At 65.4% G+C, this 14,418-nt stretch carries 12 protein-coding genes; 10 read left to right on the top strand and 2 right to left on the bottom strand.

Annotated elements, in window-relative coordinates:
* Both OPV09_RS27100 and OPV09_RS27095 read left to right on the top strand, forming a co-directional pair.
* Entirely contained in the window at positions 1-846 is an 846-nt protein-coding gene (locus OPV09_RS27100; RefSeq protein WP_338679921.1) for an ABC transporter ATP-binding protein, read from the top strand.
* Complete coding sequence (locus OPV09_RS27095) at positions 843-1,715, top strand: ABC transporter permease (protein ID WP_338679919.1); 873 nt, start codon at positions 843-845, stop codon at positions 1,713-1,715. Before OPV09_RS27100 ends, OPV09_RS27095 begins: the two co-directional genes overlap by 4 nt.
* 12 nt (positions 1,716-1,727) lie before the next feature.
* Here OPV09_RS27095 and OPV09_RS27090 read toward each other — a convergent pair whose 3' ends face one another.
* Positions 1,728-2,621 carry an HTH-type transcriptional regulator ArgP gene (locus OPV09_RS27090; protein ID WP_338679918.1) on the bottom strand — a complete coding sequence of 298 codons (894 nt, stop codon included), beginning with the start codon at positions 2,619-2,621 and terminating at the stop codon, positions 1,728-1,730.
* Positions 2,622-2,757: 136 nt separating this feature from the next.
* Here OPV09_RS27090 and OPV09_RS27085 point away from each other — a divergent pair, with 136 nt between their 5' ends.
* The 5 genes from OPV09_RS27085 to OPV09_RS27065 all read left to right on the top strand — a co-directional run bounded on the left by OPV09_RS27085 (position 2,758) and on the right by OPV09_RS27065 (position 9,236).
* The gene (locus OPV09_RS27085) at positions 2,758-5,187 is read left to right on the top strand and encodes a PBP1A family penicillin-binding protein (RefSeq protein ID WP_338679917.1); all 2,430 of its coding nucleotides are present in this window, start codon (positions 2,758-2,760) and stop codon (positions 5,185-5,187) included.
* A gap of 4 nt (positions 5,188-5,191) precedes the next feature.
* Complete coding sequence (locus tag OPV09_RS27080) at positions 5,192-5,815, top strand: trimeric intracellular cation channel family protein (protein ID WP_034746006.1); 624 nt, start codon at positions 5,192-5,194, stop codon at positions 5,813-5,815.
* Between the two features lie 97 nt (positions 5,816-5,912).
* Positions 5,913-7,799 carry a beta-propeller domain-containing protein gene (locus OPV09_RS27075; protein ID WP_338679916.1) on the top strand — a complete coding sequence of 629 codons (1,887 nt, stop codon included), beginning with the start codon at positions 5,913-5,915 and terminating at the stop codon, positions 7,797-7,799.
* A 64-nt stretch (positions 7,800-7,863) separates the two neighbouring features.
* Entirely contained in the window at positions 7,864-8,415 is a 552-nt protein-coding gene (locus OPV09_RS27070; protein ID WP_338679915.1) for a sigma-70 family RNA polymerase sigma factor, read from the top strand.
* Positions 8,412-9,236 carry a hypothetical protein gene (locus OPV09_RS27065; RefSeq protein ID WP_338679914.1) on the top strand — a complete coding sequence of 275 codons (825 nt, stop codon included), beginning with the start codon at positions 8,412-8,414 and terminating at the stop codon, positions 9,234-9,236. Before OPV09_RS27070 ends, OPV09_RS27065 begins: the two co-directional genes overlap by 4 nt.
* 4 nt (positions 9,237-9,240) lie before the next feature.
* On the opposite strand, the gene OPV09_RS27060 is transcribed toward OPV09_RS27065, so the two are convergent.
* On the bottom strand, positions 9,241-10,386 hold the full coding sequence (locus tag OPV09_RS27060) for an MFS transporter (RefSeq protein ID WP_034746015.1): 1,146 nt from the start codon (positions 10,384-10,386) through the stop codon (positions 9,241-9,243).
* Positions 10,387-10,668: 282 nt separating this feature from the next.
* Here OPV09_RS27060 and OPV09_RS27055 point away from each other — a divergent pair, with 282 nt between their 5' ends.
* Genes OPV09_RS27055 through OPV09_RS27045 form a run of 3 tightly spaced genes read left to right on the top strand, consistent with a single transcriptional unit; the run spans position 10,669 to position 14,336 of the window.
* Complete coding sequence (locus OPV09_RS27055) at positions 10,669-11,436, top strand: gamma-glutamyl-gamma-aminobutyrate hydrolase family protein (protein WP_034746016.1); 768 nt, start codon at positions 10,669-10,671, stop codon at positions 11,434-11,436.
* A 56-nt stretch (positions 11,437-11,492) separates the two neighbouring features.
* The gene (locus tag OPV09_RS27050; RefSeq protein ID WP_099376355.1) at positions 11,493-12,863 is read left to right on the top strand and encodes a glutamine synthetase family protein; all 1,371 of its coding nucleotides are present in this window, start codon (positions 11,493-11,495) and stop codon (positions 12,861-12,863) included.
* Between the two features lie 12 nt (positions 12,864-12,875).
* Positions 12,876-14,336: an aspartate aminotransferase family protein gene (locus OPV09_RS27045; protein ID WP_338679913.1), complete on the top strand. Its 1,461-nt coding sequence runs from the start codon at positions 12,876-12,878 to the stop codon at positions 14,334-14,336.
* Positions 14,337-14,418 lie beyond the last annotated feature (82 nt).

Here is a 14,418-nt window from a genome sequence, read left to right as displayed (position 1 = left end):
ATGAACGCGCCCGCTTTTCATCTGGTCCGTCCTCCCGTTGCGCTACAGCCATTACTCAGCGTCAAACATGTCAGCCTGGAATACCGCACCGAGCAGCGCACCGTGCGCGCCACGCATGACGTCAGTTTCGACGTGCTTCGCGGCGACCGTTTCGTGCTGCTGGGACCATCGGGCTGCGGCAAGTCGTCACTGCTGAAAGCCGTGGCCGGCTTCATCGCGCCGCGCGCGGGCAGCATCGCCATGCAGGGCCAGCCCATTCATAAACCGGGGCCGGACCGTGTCGTCGTGTTCCAGGAGTTCGACCAGTTGCCGCCCTGGAAAACCGTGCTGGAAAACGTCATGTTCCCCTTGCTGTCCAGCAAGCGGCTGGACAAGCAGGCGGCCCGCGAGCGCGCCCATCACTGGATCGCCAAGGTGGGCTTGGCCGGCTTCGAGGACGCCCATCCGCACACCTTGTCGGGCGGTATGAAGCAGCGGGTCGCCATCGCCCGCGCCCTGGCCATGCAGCCGGAAGTACTGCTGATGGACGAGCCGTTCGCCGCCCTCGATGCGCTGACGCGGCGCAAGATGCAGGAAGAACTGAGCCGCCTGTGGGAAGAGCTGCGCTTTACCCTCGTGTTCGTTACGCATTCGATCGAGGAAGCGCTGGTCGTGGGCAACCGCATCTTGCTGCTGTCGCCCCATCCGGGCCGGGTGCGTGCCGAATTGAACAGTCACCAGTTCGGCTTGCACAGCGCGGGCAGTGTGGAATTCCAGGCTGCCAGCAGCCGCATCCACGGCTTGCTGTTCGATGAGGAAGTAGCTCCCGTTCCGCAATCAGTTACCGCGCAGCGGGAAGCCGTATGAGCGCGCTGCTGGAACCACCGATCCGCCAGGAATTCGTCTATGCGGCGCCGCCACCAGCCGGCGTCACCGTCGAACGGACGCTGTCGCGCTGGCAGCGTGTGAGCCAGCACGCGCTGTGGCGCAAGGCGCTCATTTTGCTCAGCCTGGCCCTGCTGTGGGAAGGCGCGGCGCGCTGGACGCAGAACGATTTATTGCTGCCCAGTTTTTTGCAGACGGCGCAGGCGTTTATCGGCGGCATCGCCAGCGGTGAATTGCTTACGCGAACAGCCGCCTCCCTCGTCGTCTTGCTGCAAGGCTATGCGGTGGGCGTGCTGGCCGCCTTCGTGCTGACCTTGCTGGCCGTGTCGAGCCGCATCGGGCGCGACCTGCTGGAAACCCTGACGGCCATGTTGAATCCCTTGCCGGCGATCGCCCTGCTGCCGCTGGCCTTGCTGTGGTTCGGCCTGGGGCGCGCCAGCCTGATCTTCGTCATCGTCCATTCCGTGATGTGGCCGCTGGCCCTGAACACATACGCGGGCTTCCAGGGCGTGCCCGAGACCCTGCGCATGGCGGGCCGCAACTATGGCTTGAACGGCTTGCGCCTGGTGCTTCACATCCTCGTGCCGGGCGCCTTGCCTTCCATCGTCTCGGGCTTGAAGATAGGCTGGGCGTTTGCCTGGCGCACCCTGATCGCGGCCGAGCTGGTGTTCGGCACGACGTCGGGGCAGGGCGGCCTGGGCTGGTACATCTTCCAGAACCGCAACGAGCTGTACACGGACAAGGTGTTTGCCGGTCTGGCGGCCGTCATCGTCATCGGCTTGCTGGTGGAAAACATCGGTTTTCGCAGCCTGGAGCGCGTCACCTTGAAACGCTGGGGCATGCAACGGTAGTTGTCACGATAATTATTTCAGCATGCTGCGCGCCGCCGCGATGATTTGCCGCGACAGCTGCTCCATGCGCGGCGACTGCACCTTCCACGTGTGCCAGTACAGGGCCACGTCGGCCGGCGTCTTGGGCGTGAGCATTTCCACCAGTTCGCCATCCGTATTCGCTTTCAGCAGCAACTCGGGCACCATGCCGTAGCCGAGGCCGTAGCGGATGGCGTTGAAGTGCGAGGTGGCGCCCGGCACGTAATGGCAGGGGTAGGCCCCTTCTGGCAGCCCCAGCGCTTCTTGCAGGAACGACGATTGCAGGGTGTCCTTGCGCGTGTACGCGACGACGGGCGCCGTGCGCGCCGCCTTGCGCGTCAGCCCGTGCGCAAACCACTGCTGGCGGAACGCGGGCGTGGCCACCAGCCAGTAGCGCATCACGCCCAGCGGCTCGGCCGTGCAGCCGCGCATGGGTTTTGGCTCCGTGCTGATGCAGCCGATCGCCATGCCCGTTTCCAGCAAGGTGTAGGTGTGATCCTGGTCTTCCACGGTCAGGTCCAGCAGCACGCGCTCGCGTATCAGCACCTCGGACAGGGCCGGGAAAAACCAGGTGCCCATCGAATCGGCATTCAGCGCCAGCACCAGGGTCAGCGGCGCATCCTGCTGCACTGCCAGTTCCGCCTGCAAGTCCGCTTCCAGCAGCTTGGCCCGTTTCAGATACTGCATCAGCCGCTGGCCCATGCGCGTGGCGCGCGCGGGACGGCTGCGCACGATCAGCGAATTGCCCAGCTGGCTTTCCAGCGCCCGCACCCGCTGGGAAATGGCGGGGGAGGTCAGGTGCAGCCGCAGCGCCGCCTGTTCGAAACTGCCCGTTTCGACGACGGCGCGGAATGCTTCCGTATGTTTGGGATTGAGATCCATGGTCATCGCCTGCATAAGAAAAATTTATCAATACTAAATAATACTTACTTTTCATAAGGATGAGGATGTTGCAGTGCACAATGCCTCTTTGATGGAGTGCCGCGCGCCAGCGTACGGCCTCCTGGCAGCAAGGAATACCACCATGGAAGCACAAGCGAACGACAGCAGCACCCGCAAGCCCCAGTCTAAGCTGGCGCGCAATCTGAAATTCGGCCTGGGATTGACCCTGGGCCTGGGCATGGCCGCCGCGCTGGCGGGCGGCTGGTGGCTGCGCCAGGCGTGGCAGGATTTGCCGGCCGTCGAGCACCTGGCCCAGTACAAGCCCGCACTGCCGCTGCGTATTTTCTCGAGCGAAGGCGAGCTGCTGGCCGAATACGGCGAAGAGCGCCGCGAATTCCTGCCCCTCAAGGAAATCCCCCTGCGCATGCGCCAGGCCTTGCTGGCCATCGAGGATGCGCGTTTCTACGAGCATGGCGCCGTCGATTTCTATGGCTTGACGCGCGCCACCCTGGCCAACGTCGTCACGGGCCACCATGCGCAGGGCGCCAGCACCATCACCATGCAAGTGGCGCGCGACTTCTTCCTGTCGCGCGAAAAGACCGTGCAGCGCAAGCTGACGGAGATGCTGCTCGCCTACAAGCTGGAACAGCACTACGGCAAGGACAAGCTGCTGGAACTGTATATGAACCAGATTTATCTGGGCGAGCGTTCCTACGGTTTTTCCGCCGCCTCGAACATTTATTTCGACAAGCCGCTGGCCGACGTCAGCATCGCGGAGGCGGCCATGCTGGCCGGCTTGCCGAAGGCCCCGTCGGCCTACAACCCCGTCGCCAATCCCCAGCGCGCCACCGTGCGCCAGCATTACATCCTGCAGCGCATGCGCGAACTCGGCTACATCACGCCGGCCGAATACGACGCGGCCGTGGCGGAAAAACTGGCCCTGAACAAGGACCGCAACAGCTCCGTGCATGCGGCCGCATATGCGGTCGAGGAAGCGCGCCAGCTGATCCTGCAAAGCTATCCCGAAGGCGCCTACAGCATGGGCCTGGACGTGACGACGACCATCCGCATGGCGCCGCAGCGGGCAGCCGACAAGTCGCTGCGCAATGGGCTGTTGAATGCGCAGGCGCGCCGTGGCTACCGTGGCCCGGAAGCGCGCCTGGCCGCCTCCGAAGACAGCGTGGCGCGCCAGCTGGCCGCCTACCCGGACAGTGGAGAATTGCGCGCCGCCCTCGTGCGCAAGGTCGATACCGCCGGCAAGCGCCAGGTGATGGCGCAGCTGCGCAATGGCGACGAGATCGTGCTGACGGCATCGGAAGCGCGCCTGGGTGGCAAGCTGCAGTGGGATGGCAAGCGCGCCATCGCCGAGGGCAGCGTGATCCGCGTGGTGCGCGACGCGGCGAAAAAGGGCTGGCTGGTGAGCCAGCTGCCCGAGATGGAAGGCGCGCTCATTTCCGTCGAGGCGCACAGCGGCGAGATCGTCGCCATGGCGGGCGGCTTTGATTTTTACCGCAACCACTACAACCACGCCATGCAGGCCTACCGCCAGCCCGGTTCCAGCTTCAAGCCCTTCGTGTATTCGGCGGCGCTGGAAAAGGGCTATTTTCCGGGCACGGCCGTCGATGACACGCAGCGCTTGCTGCTGCCGCAGGAAACGGGCGCACGGCCATGGCGTCCGCGCAATTACGGCAACAACTATGAAGGCTTCATCAGCGTGCGGCGTGGTCTCGTGCGCTCGAAAAACCTGGTGGCTGTGAGCCTGATGCAGGCGGCCGGCCCCGGCTACGTGCAGCACTACGCCACGCGCTTCGGCTTCGAGGGCGCGCGCAATCCCGTCTCCCTGCCGCTGGCGCTGGGCGCGGGCGCCGTCACGCCGCTGCAGCTGGCGCAGTCGTATGCCGTATTCGCCAATGGCGGCATGCAGATGCCGCCGAAACTGATCAAGGAAGTGCGCAGCCGCAGCGGCGAAGTGCTGTTCAGCGATGCGGCGCCACGCGCCAAGGATGCGCCGGCGCCGGGCACCCAAGTCATCTCCACGCGCAATGCCTACGTCATGGATAGCATGCTGCGCGACGTCGTCAAGAGCGGCACGGGCCGCGGCGCGCTGGCGCTGGGACGCGGCGACGCTGCCGGCAAGACGGGCACGTCGAATAACGCCTACGACGCCTGGTTCGCCGGCTACTCGTCCGGCCTCGTCTCCGTCGTCTGGCTCGGCTACGACCAGCCGAAAAGCCTGGGCAATGCCACGGGGGGGACTTTGGCGCTGCCCGTCTGGCGCGACTACATGCAGGTGGCCGTGCAGGGCCGCCGCGAGCAGGTGCTGGCCGAACCGCCTGGCCTGGCCCTGCTCGACGGCGATTACGTGTATGCCGAATACCTGGCTGGCGACTGCCTGAAGGATAACTTTGCCTTTATCCACAGCAGCGTCGGCTGCGGCAGCGGCGATGCGGATACGCGCATGGCGCACGGTGACGCCGGCGATGGCGGCTCGAGCACGGGCACGAACGAAGCGCGCACCCTGAGCGAAGCGCGCGAACGCGAACAAATTCTCAAATCATTTTCGGAAGAGTAAGACCATGCTGCTATATACGATTTACCTGGTGGCGATCGTCGCCGAAGCGATGTCCGGCGCCATCATGGGCATGCGGCGCGGCATGGACTTGTTCGGCATCTGCATGATCGGCACCGTCACGGCACTCGGCGGCGGTACCGTGCGCGACGTGCTGCTGGGGCACTATCCGCTGGGCTGGATCGCGCATCCCGAGTACCTGCTGTTTACCATCGGCGCGGCCATTGTCACGGCCTTCGTCGCTCGCTATCTGCACCATCTGCGCGCCATCTTCCTGCTGGTCGACGGACTGGGCCTGGTGGCGTTTTGCGTGATCGGCTGCGACATCGCCATGTCGGCCAAGATGCATCCGGCCATCGTCGTGCTGGCGGGGATGATCACGGGTGTCTTTGGCGGCCTGCTGCGCGATATCCTGTGCAACCAGATTCCCCTCGTGCTGCAGCGCGAAGTGTATGCCACCGTGGCGCTGTTCACGGGCAGCCTGTACGTGGGCCTGCTGTACTTCAAGGTCGACAGCTCCGTGGCGCAGCTGGCGTCCATCGGCGCCGGTTTCCTGTTCCGCTTCCTGGCACTGCACTTCGAGTGGCGGCTGCCGAATTTCAATGGCGACCGCATACGGGGTTTTGAATAAGGTAAAACGCTGCGTGATTATTTTCACGCGTATTTAACCCCTTTTTCTGCGCTGCCGCGTTTCATGTTGGACACCCCAGCCAACCGGAGAAGAAGCGATGTCCAGCGCCCTCAAGATCACATTGACACTGTCCCTGCTGCTGTCGGCAGGCAGCCACGCCGCCGGCACGGCGCCGCGCAAGACCCTGGCGCCGTTCGCCAGCGAGCAGGCCTTGAGCAGCTACCTGCAGCAGCTGCAGGCGCGCCAGGCGGCCTTGCTGCGGGAGCAGCAGAAACTGCAGCGCGCCACGGCGCAGTCCATGTCGGCTCCACCCGCTCCTCCCGCCCCTCCCGCGCCGATGGCGGCCAAGGCTGCCCCCGCGCCATCGGCAGAAGCGGCGGAATCCGTCACCAATGTGCAGACGGCGGGCGTGGACGAAGGCGGCATCGTCAAGCTGCATGGCAAGCACCTGGTGATGCTCCGGCGCGGCAAGCTGTTTACGGTGGCGGTGGGGGGCAATGCCCTGCAGCCCGTGTCCTCGCTCGACGCGTTCGCGCCGGGCAGCGATCCTTCCGGCAGCTGGTATGACGAAATGCTGATCGATGGCGACACGGTCGTGGTGATCGGCTACAGCTACAGCCGTGGCGGCACGGAGATCGGCCTGTTCGACGTCAATGGGGACGGCAAGCTGGCCTACCGTTCCACCTATCACTTGCGCTCCAACGATTATTACTCGTCGCGCAATTACGCGAGCCGCCTGGTCGGCGGCAAACTGGTGTTCTATTCGCCCCTGTCGCTGAACTTGCGCCGGGGCGACCCGTTCGGCGGCTTCCCCGCGCTGCGCCGCTGGCGTCCTGACGCCGTGCCGTCCGACTTCAAGCGCATCGCCCCGGCCACGCGCATCTACCGTACCGATGAAGAACCTGAAACGGGCTTCGGCCTGACCCTGCATACGGTCACCGTGTGCGACCTGGCGCAGCGCGACATGCGCTGCGAAGCGACGGCCGTGATGGGGCCGCAGGGCCGCGTATTTTATGTGTCGGGCGAATCCGTTTTCGTGTGGACGACGCGGCGCGGCAGTGACTCGGGCGTGTTCCGCATTCCCCTCGACGGCAGCGCGCCCAGCGCCCTGAAGGTGGCCGGCGCGCCCGTCGACCAGCTCTCGTTCCTGGAAAGCGCTGACGGCCACCTGAACGTGCTGCTGCGTGCCGAGGGCCAGGGCGACGCCATGTGGGATGGTGCAAGAGGGCGGGGCGACATGGCCTTGCTGCGCGTACCCTTGGCGTCGTTTTCCGATGGCCGCGACAGCGCGCCCGCCAGCAGCTACAAGGCGCTGCCCGGTGGCGGCGGCTACGGCTTGCAGAACCGCTATGTGGGGTCCTATCTGTTGTACGGCAATCCGGGCAATCCGGGACGCCGCAAGGCGGACCAGGCCTGGCCGCGCCAGCCCCTGTACGCCGTGCGCTGGGCCGATGCGGGCAATGTGCAAGCCTTGTCCCTGCCGCACGGCGTGGAGCGCATCGAGGCGCTGGGCAATGACGCCGTGGTGATCGGCGCGCAGGGCAGGGATCTGCACTTCAGCACCATCGGCCTGGGGGCGCAGGCGGCGATTGCCACGCGCTACATCCGCGCCGACGCGGCGCAGGGCGAGTCGCGCAGCCACGGCTTTTTCTACAAGCCGCAAGCGGCCGGTGAGGGCGTGATCGGCTTGCCCATCCTGGGCGTGGATGAGCGGCCCGGGCTCAACAAGCCAGCCGCCTCCGTACTCTACTTGCGCAACAGCGGTTTGACTTTGACGGAACTGGGTGCGCTGGCCGCGCGGCCGGGCCAGGCGCCGGACGACGGCTGCCGCGCGTCCTGCGTGGACTGGTATGGCAATGCGCGGCCCCTGTTCCTGCAGGGCCGGGTCTTCGCTTTGCTCGGCTATGAACTGGTGGAAGGGGCGCTCAGTGATGGACAGATACGCGAAGTGCGCCGCATCAGCTATGCACCCACTGCACGTTGACGGCGTAGTGAAATTGCCGCTGCCGCGTAGTTCGGCTACACTGGTCCGCATGCCCGACACCCTGATGACCGCGACGGATGAAGACCTGATGCTGCGCTACGGCGCCGGCGACCTGCCGTCGTTTCGCGAACTGTACCGGCGCCACAGCCAGGGCCTGTACCGCTTCGTGGCCTGGCGTTCGCCGCGCCGCGCGTGGGTGGACGAGATCGTGCAGGATGCGTGGGCCAGCCTGCATGCGGCGCGCGCCGGCTACCAGCCGCAGGCGGCGTTCCGCACCTATCTGTACCAGATCGCGCGCAACCGCCTGATCGACCTGCTGCGCCAGCGGGAAGGACAGGAAATCGACGCTGCGGGCGAACTGGCGGACGAGGACGCATCGCCGCCGCAATCGCTGGAGCAGAAACAGCAGCATGCGTTGCTGCATGCGGCCATCGCCGCGTTGCCGGCCGAGCAGAAGGAAGCGCTGGTGCTGCAGCAGTTCAGCGGCATGAGCATTCTCGAGATCGCCGTCGTGACGGGGGCGGAAGCGGAAACCGTCAAGAGCCGGCTGCGCTACGCCATGCAGAAATTGCGCGCGGGCTTGGACAGCGCCGCTGGCGCGGGAGGACAGGCATGAATACGCACGATCAAAATAACGACAAACCGAACGACGCACCGATTGACGAGGAGTTGAACGCGCTGCTGGCCAGCCTGCCGCAGCCCGCGCCTTCCAGCGCGCTCGATGCGGCCATTCTGGCGGATGCGGAAAAAGCCTTGCAGCAGCCGGCAGCCGCGAACGACAGCGCCGATGGCGTGCTGCGCACCTTGCCGGCCAAGAAATCGCCGGATTACCTGCAGCGCTGGCGCGTTCCGCTGGGATTGGCCGCAGCCGTGCTGCTGACCGTGAACCTGATCGGCGTGGACTGGTTCGGCTCGAAGCCAGCGCAATTTCCTGTGGTGGGGGAACCGGTCACGCAGGAGGTGGTGCCGGCAGCGGCGCCAGTGCCGCAGGCTGCCGAATCGACCGCAGCTGCGCCAGCGCCGCGCGCCATGGCCAAAATGGCAGCCAAGCCAGCGCCGCCGGCGCCAGCCTCGTTTCCCACGCCGCAGGCGGTAGCAGTTGCCCCACCGGCGCCGCCAGCACCGCCGCCGCCACCGGCGCCTGCCACGGCGATGAGCGAGGCGATGGAGCAGCAAGCGGCCATGCAGGCCGAGTCCAGCCTGCAGCGCCAGGCACCCGTGCAGCGCGCGCTGGCCATGCCCGCGCCCGTCGCGGCTCGCTCCGCGCCGTTGCCGCCGGCCGCAAAACTCGACGCTGGCGTGTGGCTGGTGAAGATCGACGCCCTGCTCAAGGCCGGCGAGGACGCACTGGCGCGCGAGGAGTGGACGGCGTTCCGGCAGGCCTATCCCGACTATCCGGTGGCCGAGGAACTGCGGCAGCGGCTGGAAAAAAAGTAGCGGGTTAAACGATCCCCTTCCTGCGTTCCCACACGGCGCTGCCGACGAAAATGGCGGCGCATACCCACATCACGGCCGGCAGGGCGTTCACGCCCACCGATTGCATCAGGACGCCCGTCAGCAGGGGGCCGCCGCCACTTGTCACGCCCCAGGTGGCGTTGACGATGGCGCTGGCGCTGGTCAGCGACAGGCCCGTAAACCGTTCGCCGCAGGCCACCAGCGCCAGCATGTAGATGCCGCCCGCCGCCGCGCCCAGCAACAGCAGCAAGGTCCACCACAGCCACGGCGTGCCGACGGCAAACGGCAGCAGCGGCAGCAGCAGGCAGACGGCCACGCCGCAGCCCGCGTGGACTTTGGCGCGGCCGTAGCGGTCGGCCATCCATCCCAGCGCGAATTGCAGGCCCGTGTCGCCCACCAGCACCACGGTGGCCGACAGCAGGGCCAGGTCGGTGCCGATGCCGTGCTCCATCGCGTACAGCGGCAGCAGGCTCAATGCCAGGGTATCGAACAGGGCGAAGAAGGCGGCGCCCAGCACGATCATCGGCATGCGCGGCAGGATCAGGGTCCACTTCACGCCATGTTCTTCCGGCTCCCTTTCCGGGCCGCTGTTCGAGATCAGCATCAGGCCCGGCACGGCCAGCAAGAACAGCAGGCCGCAGGCGGCGAAGCTCCACGAAATCTTGTCGTTGAACAGCGCCACGAGGGCGGGGCCGATCAGCTGGAAAAACGTAAAACTGGTGGTGTACATGGCCACTACGCGGCCCCGCGAATTGTCGGGCGCCAGCCGGTTGACCCACGCCTCGCCGATGGTAAACAGCACGCCCATGGCGCCGCCGAACAGGAAGCGCAGCACGCTCCACGCCAGCAGGTGGTCGGTGCACTGCATGGCGATCGTCGCCAGCGACGCCACCCACACGGCGCCCAGCATGGTGGCGCGCGCGCCGAAACGCCCCACCCAGCGCGAAACGAATGGCGATGCGGCCAGGATGCCGAGGGCGCTGACGGCCGTGATCATGCCGATGATGTCCGTGCCCACGCCGCGCTGGTGCAGGGTCAATGCGGTGAGCGGCATGGTGGCGCCCAGGCCCAGGCCCACCACGCCGATGCTGACCACGAGGGCGAAGAAGTCGCGCCATGGCATGTGCTTCATGGCCGCCCCCTCGGGGTGAAAAAGGTGCCTGAAAAGGCTGAAAAACGGTGTGGATGCATGGGAAAGTAAGGGACTTTGCCTGCGGCGCTGGTGTTTGGCGCCGGACGGGCATATGATGATTTTATCAAGAGCAATATTGCAAAGCCGTAGTGTAGGCGATGTGTGCCATCGATGGCCATGCCCATCGGTGTGGCCGCTGCCTGCGGCTCTGCTGTACAGTGAAGCGAGCGGCAGCGCTGTCATGGCGTTGTCATTGGATCGTCACGCCAGCGAGGTAGCTCTATGCGCCGTCCCATCGTTCTCGTTCCCGCCTGCCAGCGCCAGCTTGGCAGCCACGCCTGGCACATGGCGCAGGACAAATACCTGCACGCCGTGCTGCACGGCGCCGGCAGCATGCCGCTGCTGCTGCCCGCCCTGGGCGCGGACGCGGACCTGGAAGCGGCACTGCACATCGCCGACGGCGTCATGCTGACCGGCTCCGCTTCGAACGTCGATGCGCGCCTGTATGGCGAAGACATCCTGCATCCCGACCTGCCGCAAGACTCCGCGCGCGACGCCACCACCTTGCCCCTGATCCGCGTCGCGCTGGCGCGCCAGCTGCCCTTGCTCGCCATTTGCCGCGGCTTCCAGGAAGTCAATGTGGCCCTGGGCGGCAGCCTGCACCAGGCCGTGCATGCGGTGCCGGGCATGCAGGACCACCGCGAGAACGTGCTCGATCCTTTGGAGCGCCAGTACGGGCCCGCGCACCGCATCAAGCTGATGCCCGACGGCCTGCTGTCGCGCCTCTTGGGCGGCGAGAGCGAGATGATGGTCAATTCCCTGCATGGCCAGGGCATCGCCCGGCTGGCCGATGGCTTGCTGGTGGAAGCGCTGGCCGACGACGGCCTGGTGGAGGCGTATAGCGTGGCCAGCGCCGCCGGCTTTGCCCTGGCCGTGCAATGGCACCCCGAGTGGCAGGTGGAAGACAACCCGCAGTCCATGCGCCTGTTTGGCGCCTTCGGCCAGGCATGCCGCGATTACCAGGAACAGCAGCACCGAAAGAAAGAATGACCGGCGCGCCGCACGCGTAGCACGCGGCGTTTGATCAAGACCAGCGAGAGGGAAACATGGCAATACGCGAAAATTTCACTTATACGGACATGGATTTGTGGCTCAATGAAAAGCGCGTCACGGAAATTGAATGCCTGGTCCCCGACTTGACGGGCGTGGCGCGGGGGAAGATCCTGCCGCGCGGGAAATTCACCCAGGAGCGCGGCATGCGCATCCCGGAAGCGGTACTGGGCATGACGGTGACGGGCAATTATCCGGTCGACGATGGCGGCTACGACCGCGCCATTTCCAGCACCGACCGCGACATGATTTTGAAGGCCGATCCCACCACCATCACCATGGTGCCGTGGGCCACGGACCCCACCGCGCAAGTCATCCACGACTGCTATTTTTCCGACGGCGCGCTGGTCGATTTCGCCCCACGCTCCGTGCTGCGGCGTGTGCTGAAACTGTATGCGGACAAGGGCTGGAAACCTGTCGTGGCGCCCGAGCTGGAGTTCTACCTGACGGCGAAAAACACGGACCCGGACTTGCCATTGAAACCGCCCATCGGGCGCAGCGGCCGGGCCGAGACGAGCCGCCAGGTGTACAGCATCGATGCCGTCAACGAGTTCGATCCCCTGTTCGAGGATATCTACGATTACTGCGAACTGATGAACCTTGACGTCGACACCCTGATCCACGAAATCGGCGCGGGGCAGATGGAAATCAACTTCCTGCACGGCGATCCTCTGGGCCTGGCAGACAAGGTCTTCTTCTTCAAGCGCACCCTGCGCGAAGCGGCCCTGAAACACGATATGTATGCCACCTTCATGGCCAAGCCCATGGCGGGCGAGCCGGGGTCCGCCATGCACGTGCATCAGAGCGTCGTCGACGCGAAGACGGGCTTGAATATCTTCAGCAATGAGGACGGCTCGGCCGCGCCCATCTTCAAGCATTACATCGCGGGCTTGCAGCGCTACATGCCGTCGGCCATGGCTATCGTCGCGCCCTATGTGAATTCCTACCGCCGCATCGTGCGCCACACGGCCGCGCCGATCAACATCCAGTGGGGCCTGGACAACCGCACGGTGGGCTTCCGCGTGCCCGAATCGGGCGTGCAGGACCGCCGCGTGGAAAACCGCATCATCGGCGCCGATGCGAATCCCTACCTGGCCCTGGCCGTCACTTTGGCCTGCGGCTACCTGGGCATGACGGAGCAGCTGGAAGCGACGCCGATGATGGTGGGCAGCGCCTACGACATGAAGTTCGAATTGCCGCAAGGCTTGCCCGAGGCTCTGCAACTGCTGCGCGCGGAAGACAAGCTGCGCACGGTGCTGGGCGAGCGCTTCATCGACGTGTATGCGGCCATCAAGGACCTCGAGCACCAGGAGTTCATGACCGTCATCAGCCCGTGGGAGCGCGAACATCTTCTGCTCCACGTTTAAGAAAGGATCTCAATGAGCACATCCAATAATCCGCTGGCGCCAAGCGCCGCCCTGGTTGCCTCCGTGGCGCAGAAAAACGCGGCGCCGCAGGTGTACGATACAAACGCCATCCAGCAGATGGACTCGGCCCACTACCTGCATCCATTTACCGATTTTAAAGATCTGGCAAGCAAGGGCGCCAGGGTGATGGTGCGCGGCGACGGCGTCTACCTGTGGGATAGCCAGGGCAAGAAGATCGTCGACGGCATGTCGGGCCTGTGGTGCGTGAACGTGGGCTACGGCCGCACGTCGATCTCGCAAGCCGTGTACAAACAGATGGAGACGCTGCCCTTCTATAACAGTTTCTTTGGCACGACGAACGTGCCGGCCGCGCAGCTGGCGGCCAAGCTGGCGCAGATATCGCCGCCGCAGTTCCAGCACGTGTTCTTCACCAGTTCCGGTTCCGAAGGCAACGACACGAATTTGCGCATGGTGCGCCGCTACTGGGACATCCTCGGCCACAAGGAACGCCACACCATCATCAGCCGCCACAACGCGTATCACGGCAGCACGGTGGCGGGAGCGTCGCTGGGCGGCATGGATGGCATGCATGCGCAGGGCGGCATGCCGATACCGGGCATCGCGCATATCGGCCAGCCCAATTATCTGGAGTCGGGCCACGGCTTGAGCCCGGAAGCGTTCGGCCTGAAGGCGGCCGGCTGGCTGGAAGACAAAATCCTGGAAATCGGCGCCGACAAGGTGGCCGCCTTCATCGGCGAGCCGGTGCAGGGCGCGGGCGGCGTGATCATTCCGCCCTCGACCTACTGGCCCGAAATCCAGCGCATCTGCGACAAGTACGGCATCTTGCTGATCGCCGATGAAGTCATCTGCGGCTTCGGCCGCCTGGGGCGCTGGTTCGGCTCCGAACTGTTCGGCATCAAGCCCGACCTGATCACGTTTGCCAAGGGCGTCACCTCGGGCTATGTGCCGCTGGGCGGCGTGCTGGTGGGAGACCGTGTCGCCAAGGTGCTGATCGAGCAGGGTGGCGAATTCACCCACGGCTTTACGTATTCGGGCCACCCCGTCGCCTGCGCGGCGGCGCTGGAAAACATCCGCATCATCGAGGAAGAGCAACTGGTGGCGAAGGTGGCCGAGGATACGGGACCGTACCTGCAGCAGTGCTTCGCCAGCCTGGGCGAACACCCGCTGGTCGGCTATGCGGACAGCTGTGGCCTGGTCGCGGGCCTGAACCTGGTGCGCAAGAAGGGCGCCACCGTGCACGAGAACGAGCTGTTCGACGAGGGTCAGGGCGTGGGCATGATCTGCCGCGGCCACATGTTCGACAACGGCGTCATCATGCGCGCCGTGGGCGAACGCATGATCGTCGCCCCGCCACTGGTCATGACGCGCGCGCAGATCGATGAAATGGTGGGCTTGATACGGCTGTGCCTGGACAAGACGTATGCGGATGTGAAAGCGAAGGGCTGGGTATAGCTCTGAGCTTGCTTAAATACTGGGGTCAGACCCGCCGGGTCTGACCCCAGCCTTTGCCGTTGGGTTTTCACCCAAATAAGCA

Source organism: Janthinobacterium sp. TB1-E2 (genome assembly GCF_036885605.1).
GTDB classification, from domain to species: Bacteria; Pseudomonadota; Gammaproteobacteria; order Burkholderiales; family Burkholderiaceae_D; genus Janthinobacterium; species Janthinobacterium aestuarii.
The sequence above is the reverse complement of the archived record's forward strand: the minus strand, read 5'-3'. Positions and strand labels throughout refer to the sequence as shown.

What these genes read in the sequence shown, in the direction of transcription:
- OPV09_RS27100 (WP_338679921.1), top strand. Translation starts at nt 1, where the DNA reads ATGAACGCGCCCGCTTTTCATCTGGTCCGTCCTCCCGTTGCGCTACAG.
- OPV09_RS27095 (WP_338679919.1), top strand. Translation starts at nt 843, where the DNA reads ATGAGCGCGCTGCTGGAACCACCGATCCGCCAGGAATTCGTCTATGCG.
- OPV09_RS27090 (WP_338679918.1), bottom strand. Translation starts at nt 2,621, where the DNA reads ATGACCATGGATCTCAATCCCAAACATACGGAAGCATTCCGCGCCGTC.
- OPV09_RS27085 (WP_338679917.1), top strand. Translation starts at nt 2,758, where the DNA reads ATGGAAGCACAAGCGAACGACAGCAGCACCCGCAAGCCCCAGTCTAAG.
- OPV09_RS27080 (WP_034746006.1), top strand. Translation starts at nt 5,192, where the DNA reads ATGCTGCTATATACGATTTACCTGGTGGCGATCGTCGCCGAAGCGATG.
- OPV09_RS27075 (WP_338679916.1), top strand. Translation starts at nt 5,913, where the DNA reads ATGTCCAGCGCCCTCAAGATCACATTGACACTGTCCCTGCTGCTGTCG.
- OPV09_RS27070 (WP_338679915.1), top strand. Translation starts at nt 7,864, where the DNA reads ATGACCGCGACGGATGAAGACCTGATGCTGCGCTACGGCGCCGGCGAC.
- OPV09_RS27065 (WP_338679914.1), top strand. Translation starts at nt 8,412, where the DNA reads ATGAATACGCACGATCAAAATAACGACAAACCGAACGACGCACCGATT.
- OPV09_RS27060 (WP_034746015.1), bottom strand. Translation starts at nt 10,386, where the DNA reads ATGAAGCACATGCCATGGCGCGACTTCTTCGCCCTCGTGGTCAGCATC.
- OPV09_RS27055 (WP_034746016.1), top strand. Translation starts at nt 10,669, where the DNA reads ATGCGCCGTCCCATCGTTCTCGTTCCCGCCTGCCAGCGCCAGCTTGGC.
- OPV09_RS27050 (WP_099376355.1), top strand. Translation starts at nt 11,493, where the DNA reads ATGGCAATACGCGAAAATTTCACTTATACGGACATGGATTTGTGGCTC.
- OPV09_RS27045 (WP_338679913.1), top strand. Translation starts at nt 12,876, where the DNA reads ATGAGCACATCCAATAATCCGCTGGCGCCAAGCGCCGCCCTGGTTGCC.